At 67.7% G+C, this 10181-nt stretch carries 10 protein-coding genes; 8 read left to right on the forward strand and 2 right to left on the reverse strand.

The annotated features are described in order from the left end of the window. Nucleotides 1-33: 33 nt before the first annotated feature. Nucleotides 34-954, reverse strand: coding sequence for an AAA family ATPase (locus AC1D2K_RS20960; RefSeq protein WP_442287614.1), 921 nt, complete (start codon nucleotides 952-954; stop codon nucleotides 34-36). 75 nt (nucleotides 955-1029) lie between these two features. On the opposite strand from AC1D2K_RS20960, the gene AC1D2K_RS20965 reads away from it, so the two are divergent. The 8 genes from AC1D2K_RS20965 (at nucleotide 1030) to AC1D2K_RS21000 (ending at nucleotide 9306) form a co-directional block, all read left to right on the forward strand. Beyond that, nucleotides 1030-1983 carry a histone deacetylase family protein gene (locus AC1D2K_RS20965; RefSeq protein ID WP_478090764.1) on the forward strand — a complete coding sequence of 318 codons (954 nt, stop codon included), beginning with the start codon at nucleotides 1030-1032 and terminating at the stop codon, nucleotides 1981-1983. Nucleotides 1984-2011: 28 nt separating this feature from the next. Continuing rightward, nucleotides 2012-3292 carry a mechanosensitive ion channel family protein gene (locus AC1D2K_RS20970; RefSeq protein WP_478090756.1) on the forward strand — a complete coding sequence of 427 codons (1281 nt, stop codon included), beginning with the start codon at nucleotides 2012-2014 and terminating at the stop codon, nucleotides 3290-3292. Between the two features lie 138 nt (nucleotides 3293-3430). Then, complete coding sequence (locus tag AC1D2K_RS20975; protein WP_478090757.1) at nucleotides 3431-4180, forward strand: electron transfer flavoprotein subunit beta/FixA family protein; 750 nt, start codon at nucleotides 3431-3433, stop codon at nucleotides 4178-4180. A 2-nt stretch (nucleotides 4181-4182) separates the two neighbouring features. Further along, the gene (locus AC1D2K_RS20980; protein WP_478090758.1) at nucleotides 4183-5118 is read left to right on the forward strand and encodes an electron transfer flavoprotein subunit alpha/FixB family protein; all 936 of its coding nucleotides are present in this window, start codon (nucleotides 4183-4185) and stop codon (nucleotides 5116-5118) included. 23 nt (nucleotides 5119-5141) lie between these two features. Next, a complete protein-coding gene (locus AC1D2K_RS20985) occupies nucleotides 5142-6113 on the forward strand; it encodes an NAD(P)H-dependent flavin oxidoreductase (protein WP_478090759.1) in 972 nt (323 codons plus the stop codon). A 271-nt stretch (nucleotides 6114-6384) separates the two neighbouring features. Beyond that, a complete protein-coding gene (locus AC1D2K_RS20990) occupies nucleotides 6385-6945 on the forward strand; it encodes a TRAP transporter small permease (protein ID WP_478090760.1) in 561 nt (186 codons plus the stop codon). After that, a complete protein-coding gene (locus tag AC1D2K_RS20995; RefSeq protein WP_478090761.1) occupies nucleotides 6942-8240 on the forward strand; it encodes a TRAP transporter large permease in 1299 nt (432 codons plus the stop codon). Before AC1D2K_RS20990 ends, AC1D2K_RS20995 begins: the two co-directional genes overlap by 4 nt. A 31-nt stretch (nucleotides 8241-8271) precedes the next feature. Further along, nucleotides 8272-9306 (forward strand): DctP family TRAP transporter solute-binding subunit, encoded by a 1035-nt coding sequence (locus AC1D2K_RS21000; RefSeq protein WP_478090762.1) that lies wholly within the window; start codon nucleotides 8272-8274, stop codon nucleotides 9304-9306. A gap of 265 nt (nucleotides 9307-9571) precedes the next feature. On the opposite strand, the gene AC1D2K_RS21005 is transcribed toward AC1D2K_RS21000, so the two are convergent. Next, nucleotides 9572-10181, reverse strand: a 610-nt coding sequence (locus AC1D2K_RS21005; protein ID WP_478090763.1) for an amino acid ABC transporter ATP-binding protein, incomplete at its 5' end; no start/stop codon positions are given.

The raw sequence follows: 10181 nt of genomic DNA on the forward strand, positions 1-10181 counted from the left end.
CGGCGAGCCAGCTGCGGGCCGGCGCCGGCGTCGTCACGGCAGCGGCACCGCCGCGATCATGGCGCGCACCTGCTCGACCGCGCCGCGGCCGGCGTCGCCGACCGGCGTGAGCCGGTGCGCGACGGTCTGCGGCAGCACGGCCTGGACATCGTCCGGCGCCACGTAGTCGCGGTTGGCCAGCAGCGCCTGCGCCTTGGCGGCGCGCAGCACCGCGATGCCRGCGCGCGGCGACAGGCCCTGCAGGAACCAGCGGCCCGAGCGGGTGGCGGCCATCAGGTCCTGCACGTAGTTTAGGAGCGGCTCGGAGGCGTGCACCTGCAGCACGCGCTGCTGCAGCGCCGTGAGTTCGCCGGCGGTCAGCAGCGCCGGCAGTCCGGCCAGCATCTCGCGCCGGTCGGCCCCCGCCAGCAGTTCGCGTTCGGCGGCCCGGTCGGGATAGCCGAGCGAGATGCGCATCAGGAAGCGGTCGAGTTGCGATTCGGGCAGCGCGAAAGTGCCGAGCTGGTCGTGCGGATTCTGGGTCGCGATGACGAAGAAGGGGGTCGGCAGCGGCCGGGTCTCGCCCTCGACCGTGACCTGCTTCTCCTCCATCGCCTCCAGCAGTGCGCTCTGGGTCTTGGGACTGGCGCGGTTGATCTCGTCGGCCAGCAGCACCTGGGCAAAGATCGGCCCGGGGTGGAACACGAAGGCCTGCTGGCCGCGGTCGTAGATCGCGACGCCCGACAGGTCGCCCGGCATCAGGTCGGCCGTGAACTGCACGCGCGAGAACTGCAGCCCGAAGGTGTGCGACAGCGCGTGCGCCAGGGTGGTCTTTCCGACCCCCGGCACATCCTCGATCAGCAGGTGGCCGCCCGCCAGCAGGCAGGCCACGCAGTCGCGCACCTGCGCCTCTTTGCCCACGATCACCGTGTTAAGCTGGCCGAGCAGACTGGCGAGCTTTGCGGCTACGTCCATTTTTGTATCCATATGCAAACAATACCGTAAGCCCGGCGGGCCCATGCCGCGTAAGGCTACGACGTGATTCGATCCATGGGTAAAACCGGCTACTTCACACACCGCGACTGCTGGAAGCACGACATGGGCCCGGGCCATCCGGAATGCCCGGCCAGGCTCGATGCGATCGAGGACCGGCTGCTCGTCACCGGCGTCGGCGACGCACTGGAGCGCATCGAGGTGCCGCTGGCCACCTTGCCGCAGATCACGCGCGCGCACAGCGTCGCCCACATGGAGCACCTCGAGGCGCTGAGCCAGCGCCTGATCGAGGACGCCCCGGCCGGCGGGCCGGACCATGCGCAGATCGACCCCGACACCACGCTCACCCGCTTCACCGTGCTGGCGGCCCGGCGCTCGGCCGGCGCCGCCATCGCGGCCACCGATGCGGTGATCGCGGGCGCGATCGACAACGCCTTTTGCGCCGTGCGTCCGCCCGGCCACCATGCCTGCCGCGACAAGGCCATGGGCTTCTGCTTCTTCAACAACGTCGCGATCGCGGTGCGCCACGCGATCGAGGAGCACGGCCTGGAGCGGGTGGCGGTGGTCGACTTCGACGTCCACCACGGCAACGGCACCGAGGACATCCTGAGCAATGACCCGCGGGTGCTGATGGTCGGCATCTTCCAGCATCCCTTCTACCCCTACAGCGGCACCGAGCACCCGGCGCCGAACATGCTCAACCTGCCGGTGCCGGCCTACACCAAGGGCATGGATGTGCGCGAGCTGATCGAGACCTGCTGGATGCCGCGCCTGGAGGAGTTCAAGCCGCAGATGATCTTCGTCAGCGCCGGTTTCGACGCCCACCGCGACGACGACCTGGGTCAGCTCAGGCTCAACGAGCACGACTTCGGCTGGATCACCAGCCGGGTGATGGACGTCGCGCGCCGGCATTCGAAGGGCCGTATCGTCTCGATGCTCGAGGGCGGCTACAACCTCGACGCCCTGGCGCGCAGCGTCGAGGAGCATCTGCGCGTCCTCGCCGATCTCTAGGGCCTGTTGACAAGGGCCCTGGCCGTCGATGAATTTCACCGAGTTCACCCAGAAGCTTTCGCAGATCGAGGCCCGCAGCGTCTGGATCGAGGTCGCCATCCTGTTCGGTTGCGTGCTGCTGGCCTGGGCTGTCTGTCGCTGGTTCGGCCGCGACCAGCCCAAGGATTCGATCTGGTTCGGCCAGCGCACCATCGACGGCCTGCTGTGGCCGCTGCTGGCGTTGGTCTTCACCGACCTGGCGCGGCGCGCCACCCTGGTCTACCAGCCGGTGCTGGTGCTGCGCATCGCGGTGTCGGTGTTCGTGTCGCTGCTGGCGATCCGCTTCTTCGCCCGCGTGCTGAGCGCCGTGTTTCCGACCTCCGCGATGGCACGGCTGGTCGAGCGCACCATCTCGTGGCTGGCCTGGATCGGCGCCGTGCTCTGGATCGTCGGCCTGCTGCAGCCGGTGCTGGCCGAACTCGACGAGATCACCCTGGCCTTCGGCCGCCCGGGCGTCAGCCTGCGCACCATCCTGAACGGCATCTTTTCTGCCGGCCTGGTGCTGGTGATCGCCCTGTGGGTCTCGCAGACCATCGAGAAACGAATCCTGCGCGAGGCGGTGGCCGACCTGTCGATGCGCAAGGTGGCATCGAACGCGATCCGCGCCTTTCTTCTGCTGATCGGCCTGCTTTTCGCGCTGTCGGCGGTGGGGGTGGACCTGACCGCGCTGTCGGTGCTGGGCGGCGCGCTCGGGGTCGGCCTCGGCTTCGGCCTGCAGAAGCTGGCGGCCAACTACGTGAGCGGCTTCGTGATCCTGCTCGAGCGCTCGATCCGCATCGGCGACAACGTCCGCGTCGATGGCTTCGAGGGCCGCATCACCGACATCAAGACCCGCTACACGCTGGTGAGAGCGGGCAATGGCCGCGAGTCGATCGTGCCGAACGAGTCGCTGATCACGAGCCGGGTCGAGAACCTCTCGCTGGCCGATCTCAAGTTCAACATCACGACCGCCATCGTGGTCGGCTACGACAGCGACGTGGCGCGGGTGCAGGCCATTCTTTGCGGTGCGGCGGCCGAGCAGCCGCGCGTGCTGAAGGATCCGGCGCCGGTCGCCTTCCTGCTCAATTTCGCGCCGGACGGTCTCGAGTTCACGCTCAACTTCTGGGTCTCCGACCCGGACAAGGGCAGGGACAACCTGCGCTCGGCAATCAACGTTTCGATCCTCGACGGCCTGCGGGAGGCCGGCATCGTCATTCCGAGCCCGCAGCGCGTGGTGCGTGTCGAGTCGCTTCCGGCCGGCCCTTCTCCGGTCGCGGCGGCTCGCCTATAATCATAAAAAAGCACGACCGTTCTTTTTCTTTGAGCCTGAAGCGTCCCTGATCGAAATGAACAGTCCTCGCGGAGGCCGGCGCCTAAAATCGCTGGTTGCCTGGAAGCCCCGATTTCGCAATTCAATGGAGTCAAACCAATGAAGATTCTTGTCCCCGTCAAGCGGGTCGTCGACTACAACGTCAAGGTGCGCGTGAAGAGCGAYGGCACCGGTGTGGACATTGCCAACGTGAAGATGAGCATGAACCCCTTCGACGAGATCGCCGTCGAAGAGGCGGTGCGCCTGAAGGAAAAGGGCGTGGCCACCGAGATCATCGCGGTCTCGTGCGGCGACGCGAAGTGCCAGGAGACCCTGCGCACCGCGATGGCCATCGGCGCCGACCGCGCCATCCTGGTGGAGAGCACCGAGGAACTGCAGCCGCTGGCSGTGGCCAAGCTGCTGAAGGCGCTGGTCGACAAGGAGCAGCCSAGCCTSATCATCCTGGGCAAGCAGGCGATCGACGACGACGCCAACCAGACCGGCCAGATGCTGGCGGCGCTGGCCGGCCTKCCGCARGCCACCTTCGCSWSSAAGGTCGAAGTGGCGGGCGACAAGGTCAACGTGACSCGCGAGGTCGACGGCGGCCTGGAGACCATCTCCCTCTCGCTGCCCGCGGTGATCACCACCGACCTGCGCCTGAACGAGCCGCGCTACGTCACCTTGCCCAACATCATGAAGGCCAAGAAGAAGCAGCTCGACGTGGTCAAGCCCGAAGAGCTCGGCGTGGACGTCAAGCCGCGCCTGAAGACGATCAAGGTCAGCGAGCCGCCCAAGCGCGGTGCCGGCATCAAGGTGCCCGAYGTGGCSACYCTSGTSGASAAGCTSAAGAACGAAGCSAAGGTSATCTGATCATGACCGTMCTYGTYATTGCMGAACACGACCACGCCACCYTSAAGCCGGCGACCCTCAACACCGTGACCGCGGGCCTTGCCTGCGCCAGCGGCGATGTCCATGTGCTGGTGGCCGGCGCCAAYGCSGCCGACGCCGCCAAGGCCGCCGCCCAGGTGGCGGGCGTGGCCAAGGTGATCGTCGCCGACAGCCCCTCGCTGGCCGAGAACCTGGCGGAGAACGTCGCCGCYCARGTSCTSGCGATCGCRAAGAACTACAGCCACATCCTGTTCCCGGCCACGGCCAACGGCAAGAAYGTCGCGCCGCGCGTGGCCGCCTTGCTCGATGTCGCGCAGATCAGCGACATCACCAAGGTCGACAGCCCCGACACCTTCGAGCGYCCGATCTACGCGGGCAACGCCATCGCCATCGTGCAGAGCAGCGATGCGATCAAGGTGGCGACCGTGCGCACGACGGGCTTCGATGCCGCAGCGGCCACCGGTGGCAGCGCCGCGGTCGAGACCGTGGACGGCGTGGCCGACAGCGGCAAGAGCAGCTTCGTCGGAAGAGAAGTCACCAAGAGCGAGCGCCCCGAACTGACGGCGGCCAAGATCATCGTCTCGGGCGGCCGAGCGCTGGGCAGCGCCGAGAAGTTCCAGGARGTGATGGCGCCKCTGGCCGACAAGCTCAACGCCGGTCTCGGCGCSAGCCGCGCGGCGGTGGAYGCGGGCTAYGCSCCGAACGACTGGCARGTCGGCCAGACCGGCAAGATCGTGGCGCCGCAGYTSTACATCGCSKSSGGCATCTCGGGSGCSATCCAGCATCTGGCGGGCATGAAGGACTCCAAGGTGATCGTGGCGATCAACAAGGACGAAGAGGCGCCGATCTTCTCGGTGGCCGACTATGGCCTCGTGGCCGACCTGTTCACGGCCGTGCCGGAGCTGGTCAAGGCGCTGTAGGCGCTCTCGCAGAAGGAAGCACCATGAAGACCCGCATCACCGAACTGCTCGGCATCCGCTACCCCATCATCCAGGGCGGCATGCAATGGGTGGGCCTGGCGGAACTGGCCTCGGCGGTTTCCAACGCCGGGGGCCTCGGCATCCTGACCGCGCTCACGCAGCAGACGCCCGACGCGCTCCGGCGCGAGATCGAGCGCACGCGCGCCATGACCGACCGCCCCTTCGGCGTGAACCTCACGATCCTGCCCGCGTTGAAGCCGCCGCCCTACGCCGAATACGTGCAGGCGATCCTCGACAGCGGCGTCAAGATCGTCGAGACCGCGGGCAACAGCCCCCGGGACTTCATCGATCAGTTCAAGGCCCATGGCGTGAAGGTCGTGCACAAGTGCACCTCCGTGCGCCATGCGCTGTCGGCGGAGCGCAATGGCGTCGACGCGGTCTCGGTCGACGGCTTCGAGTGCGCGGGCCACCCCGGCGAGGACGACGTGCCGGGGCTGGTGCTGCTGCCGATCGCGGCGCGCGCGCTCAAGATTCCGATCATCGCCTCCGGCGGCATCGCCGACGGGCGCGGCATGGCCGCCGCGCTGGCGCTCGGCGCCGAGGGCGTCAACATGGGCACGCGCTTCTGCGTGACGCAGGAAGCACCCATCCACTACAACATCAAGCAGGCGCTGGTGGCGGCGTCCGAGCGCGACACCAAGCTGATGTTCCGCACCATGAAGAACACGGCGCGCGTGTTCAGGAACGCGATTTCGGAAGAGGTGGTGGCGACCGAGAACCGTCCGGGCGGCTGCCAGTTCGAGGACATCCGCCCCCTGGTGGCGGGCGTGCGCGGGCGTGCCGCGCTGGAGTCCGGCGAAGTCAACGGCGGGGTGGTCTCGGCGGGCCAGTGCATCGGCCTGATCGACGACGTGCCGACCTGCGCCGACCTGCTCGACCGCATGGTCCGCGAGTGCCGCGAACACCTGGACCGTTCGCGCGCCTACTTCGACTGAGCCCCCACGCTCCCTCACTTCGTGTGGTCGCTGCCCCCCGAGGGGGGAGCAGCAGGCCGCCCGTCCGTGCGAAGCGCGGACTTCGCCGCGCTGGCGGCCCGGCGCCGGCCTGAGGCCACGCGCAGGGGCGAGTGCCTGGCAGCTAAGGAAACCCCCGATGGCGATATGGTCATGGATCGCTAGGATCCATGGCTGCTTCCCTGTCGAGGTGTACGGATCGCGTCCCGGCGTCCGCCCGGTGACACGTGGCCTCACCCTCCTGCTTCCCCCGATGACCTCTCCCTCCGAGTCCGGCCCCGTGCTGGACGCCGCCAGCCCCCTCCCCCCTGAAATCGAAGCCGCCGACGAACCGACCCGCGTCCCGCTCGCGATCGAGGACTGGGCCACCGTGGTCATCATGGGCCTGCTGGCCTGCATCACCTTCGCCAACGTGCTGGTGCGCTATTTCACCGACTCCTCCTTCGCATGGACCGAGGAGTTCTCGGTCTTCCTCATGATCCTGCTGGCGCTGGTGGCGGGCTCCGCCGCGGTGGCGCGCGACCGCCACATCCGGATCGAATACTTCGCCGAGAGCGGCAGCATGGCGCGGCGCAAGCGCCTGGCGCAGTTCGGCGCGCTCATGGTGGGGCTGCTGTTCTTGCTGATCGGCGCGCTCAGCGTGCGCATGGTCTGGGACGACTACCGCTTCGAGGAGACCTCGCCCGGCATCGGCGTGCCGCAATGGTGGTATTCGATCTGGCTGCCGGTCGTCTCCTTCGCGATCGCGCTGCGCGCCCTGGGCCTGTTCATCCGCCGTGGCCGCAAGACCAGCTACGGGGGCTCGGACCAATGATCCCCACGCTGCTGTTCGTCGCCTTCGTGGCGATGATGCTGGCCGGCGTGCCGATCGGTGCGGCGCTGGGCCTCGCCGGCGCGGCCTGCATCGCGCTCGCCAACAGCGACGCACAGTGGTTCGGCCTGCTGGCCGTGCCGCAGAACTTCTATGCCGGCCTCGGCAAGTACCCGCTGCTGGCGATCCCGATGTTCGTGCTGGTCGGCTCGATCTTCGACCGCTCGGGCGTGGCGCTCAGGCTGGTCAACTTCGCCATCGCGATCGTCGGCCGCGGCCCCGGCATGCTGCCGCTGGTGGCGATCGTGGTGGCGATGTTCCTGGGCGGCATCTCGGGCTCGGGCCCGGCCAACGCCGCCGCCGTGGGCGCGGTGATGATCACCGCGATGTCGCGCGCGGGCTACCCGGCCGCCTACTCGGCCAGCGTGGTCGGCGCGGCGGCGGCCACCGACATCCTGATCCCGCCTTCGGTCGCCTTCATCGTCTACTCGGTGCTGGTGCCGGGCGCCTCGGTGCCGGCGCTGTTCGCCGCCGGCATGATCCCGGGCATCCTGGCCGGGGTGGCGCTGATCGTCCCGGCCGTGTGGCTGGCGCGCAAGAACAAGATGGGCGCGCTCGAATCCAGCCTGCCGCGCCCGGCCTTCTGGAAGAGCTTTCGCGATGCGATCTGGGGCCTGGCGGCGCCGGTACTGATCCTCGGCGGCATGCGCGCCGGCCTGTTCACGCCGACCGAGGCGGCGGTGGTGGCGGTGTTCTACGGCCTCTTCGTCGGCATGGCGATCCACCGCACGATCAAGGTCCGCGACCTGTTCGTGATCCTGCGCGAATCGGGCGAACTCTCGGCCGTGATCCTGCTGGTGGTGTCGCTGGCGGGCATCTTCGCCTATTCGCTCTCGACGCTCGGCGTGATCGATCCGGTCACGCGCGCGATCGTCAATTCGGGCCTGGGCGAATACGGCGTCCTCTCGCTGCTGATCCTGCTCTTGATCACGGTCGGCATGTTCCTCGACGGCGTCTCGATCTTCCTGATCTTCGTGCCGCTCTTGTGGCCGATCGTGCAGCACTACAAGTGGGACCCGGTCTGGTTCGGCGTCATTCTCACGCTCAAGGTCGCGCTCGGCCAGTTCACGCCGCCGCTGGCTGTCAACCTGATGGTGTCGTGCCGCATCGCCAACGTGCGCATGGAAGAGACCGTGCGCTGGGTCGGCTGGATGCTGTTCGCGATGTTCCTCGTGATGGTGGCGGTGATCGCCTGGCCCGAGCTCGCGCTATGGCTTCCGCGCAAGCTGGGCTACTGATTCTTCGATTTATTCCCAAGGAGACTGATCCATGAAATTCCGTCGTTCCCTGCTCGGCCTCCTGGCCGTCGCCGCCGCATTGGGCGGCTTCTCGGTGGCCGCGCAAGCGCAGAGCTACAAGGCCGAATACAAGATGTCGCTGGTGCTGGGCCCGCCCACGCCATGGGGCGAGGCCGGCCGGATCTGGGCCGACCTGGTGAAGGAGCGCACCCAGGGCCGCATCAACATCAAGCTGTACCCGGGCGTGTCGCTGATCCAGGGCGACCAGACGCGCGAGTTCAGCGCACTGCGCCAGGGCGTGATCGACATGGCGGTCGGCTCGACCATCAACTGGTCGCCGCAGGTGAAGCAGCTGAACCTGTTCTCGCTGCCCTTCCTGATGCCCGACTATGCGGCGATCGACGCACTGACGCAGGGCACGGTCGGCAAGGAGATCTTCCAGACCTTGGACAAGGCCGGCGTGGTGCCGCTCGCCTGGGGCGAGAACGGCTACCGCGAGATCACCAACTCCAAGCGCGCGATCAAGTCGCCCGAGGACTTGAAGGGCATGAAGATCCGTGTCGTCGGTTCGCCGATCTTCTCCGACATGTTCAGCACGCTGGGCGCCAACCCGACCCAGATGAGTTGGGCCGATGCGCAGCCCGCGCTCGCCAGCGGCGCGGTCGACGGCCAGGAGAATCCGCTGTTCCTCTTCACCGTGCTCAAGATGCACACCGTGGGCCAGAAGTTCGTGACCACCTGGGGCTACATGGCCGACCCGCTGGTGTTCGTGGTCAACAAGGAGGTCTGGGGCTCGTGGACCCCGGCCGACCAGGCGATCGTGCGCCAGGCCGCGGTCGACGCCGGCAAGCAGAACATCGCGCTGGCCCGCAAGGGCCTGGTCGAGGCCGACAAGCCGGTGCTCAAGGACATCGCAGCGATGGGCGTGACCGTCACCCAACTGACCCCGGCCGAGCGCGAAGCCTTCGTCAAGGCCACCCGCCCGGTCTACGCCAAGTGGACGCCGACCATCGGCAAGGACCTGGTGACGCAGGCCGAGCAGGCAATCGCGGCACGCAAGAAGTAGCTCGCCCCCAGGTTGGGCTCACTTCGTGTAGCCCGCCCACCCCCTACCGGGGGCAACACCAGYGGCCCGGCAAAGCCGGTTCCGCGGTGTTTCACCAACGGGCCTGGCTGCGCCGGCCGGTGAATACTGGCGCTGTGTTTGTTTTCGGCTGCGCGCAGCGCGCCCRTTCGCGGGCAGTCGCGGAACCGGCTTTGCCGGGCCGCTGACTGCGCCCCCGGTAGGGGGTGGGCGCCCGACACGAAGTGCGGGCAACCTGGGGGCGAGCTCAGTGCGCCAGGATCTTGTTCAGGAAGTCCTTCGTGCGCGGCTGCCGGTTCTCCGGGTGGTTGAAGAACTCATCCTTGGAGCAGTCCTCGAGGATGCGGCCGCCGACGTCGATGAAGATCACGCGGCTCGCCACCTTGCGCGCGAAGCCCATCTCGTGCGTGACCACCATCATGGTCATGCCTTCCTTGGCCAGCAGCACCATCACGTCGAGCACCTCGCCGACCATCTCGGGGTCCAGCGCCGAGGTGGGCTCGTCGAACAGCATCACGATCGGGTCCATGCTCAGCGCGCGCGCGATCGCCACCCGCTGCTGCTGGCCGCCGGACAGCTGGCCTGGGAACTTGTCCTTGTGCGCCATCAGGCCCACGCGGTCGAGCATCTTCAAGCCCCGCGTCTTGGCTTCGTCGGCACTGCGCCCGAGCACCTTGATCTGCGCGATCGTCAGGTTCTCGGTCACCGACAGGTGCGGGAACAGCTCGAAGTGCTGGAACACCATGCCGACCTTCGAGCGCAGCTTCGGCAGGTTGGTCTTGGGGTCGTGCAGCGCAATGCCGTTGACCGTGATCTCGCCCTTCTGGAAGGGCTCGAGCGCGTTCACCGTCTTGATC

The sequence above is a fragment of the Variovorax sp. P1_H12_2 genome (assembly GCF_056405335.1).

What these genes read in the sequence shown, in the direction of transcription:
- AC1D2K_RS20965 (WP_478090764.1), top strand. Translation starts at nt 1,030, where the DNA reads ATGGGTAAAACCGGCTACTTCACACACCGCGACTGCTGGAAGCACGAC.
- AC1D2K_RS20970 (WP_478090756.1), top strand. Translation starts at nt 2,012, where the DNA reads ATGAATTTCACCGAGTTCACCCAGAAGCTTTCGCAGATCGAGGCCCGC.
- AC1D2K_RS20985 (WP_478090759.1), top strand. Translation starts at nt 5,142, where the DNA reads ATGAAGACCCGCATCACCGAACTGCTCGGCATCCGCTACCCCATCATC.
- AC1D2K_RS20990 (WP_478090760.1), top strand. Translation starts at nt 6,385, where the DNA reads ATGACCTCTCCCTCCGAGTCCGGCCCCGTGCTGGACGCCGCCAGCCCC.
- AC1D2K_RS20995 (WP_478090761.1), top strand. Translation starts at nt 6,942, where the DNA reads ATGATCCCCACGCTGCTGTTCGTCGCCTTCGTGGCGATGATGCTGGCC.
- AC1D2K_RS21000 (WP_478090762.1), top strand. Translation starts at nt 8,272, where the DNA reads ATGAAATTCCGTCGTTCCCTGCTCGGCCTCCTGGCCGTCGCCGCCGCA.